The 730-nt window shown below is 46.8% G+C and carries 1 protein-coding gene; it reads right to left on the bottom strand.

Annotated elements, in window-relative coordinates; genetic code table 11:
• Positions 1 to 40: 40 nt before the first annotated feature.
• Positions 41 to 334 carry a GIY-YIG nuclease family protein gene (locus KUC_RS17050; protein ID WP_208854502.1) on the bottom strand — a complete coding sequence of 98 codons (294 nt, stop codon included), beginning with the start codon at positions 332 to 334 and terminating at the stop codon, positions 41 to 43.
• Positions 335 to 730: the final 396 nt, after the last annotated feature.

Genomic DNA, 730 nt, shown 5'->3' on the forward strand with positions numbered 1-730 from the left:
CGAGCCGCAATGATAAGGGATTGTGGCGCTCAGAAAGCTCTTAGTACGGGGCAAGCTCATCCCATTCAGGATTAAGCGAGTCAATCAGAGCATTTTTACGTTGGCGTGAACCCGCTTTGAGCTGTTTTTCGCGTCTTATAGCATCTTCTATGCTATTTGACTCTTCTAGCCATACAAGTTTGTGACAACGATACTTTTTGGTGAATCCTGGCATTAAACCTTGGCGGTGTTCATAAAGCCTGCGCTCCAAGTTGTTTGTAACTCCTATATAAAGAACGCGGTGAGTACGATTAGTCAGCATATAAACATAATAAAGATTGCTTGCTGTCGACATAAATCGACCTTTCGGCGATGAATTTTTATTAATCTAACTTCATTTTATTAGTAATGGTAGGGGGCGCATCATTGCAGTCAGTACTCTCATTTTGACTATGAAAAGTACAAAGACCTTAGCTTACGGGGGCGGATTAACCGAGATTGCTTCGCTTCGCTCGCAATGACACACCCCGCCTGTCATTGCGAGGAGCTTGCGACGCGGCAATCTTAGGCTGCGGTGGCGATTAACCCCGAGATTGCTTCACTGCGTTCGCAATGACAAAGGGGGAAATCGCAATGACAGGGGGGCGCAATGACACACCCCAACTGTCATTGCGAGGAGCTTGCGACGCGGCAATTTTAAGCTGCGGTGGCGATTAACCCCTAGATTGCTTCACTGCGTTCGCAATGACAA

This window comes from Vreelandella boliviensis LC1 (genome assembly GCF_000236035.1).
Taxonomy (GTDB): Bacteria; Pseudomonadota; Gammaproteobacteria; order Pseudomonadales; family Halomonadaceae; genus Vreelandella; species Vreelandella boliviensis.

Coding starts and splice junctions, on each gene's coding strand:
- KUC_RS17050 (WP_208854502.1), bottom strand. CDS start 334: ATGTCGACAGCAAGCAATCTTTATTATGTTTATATGCTGACTAATCGT.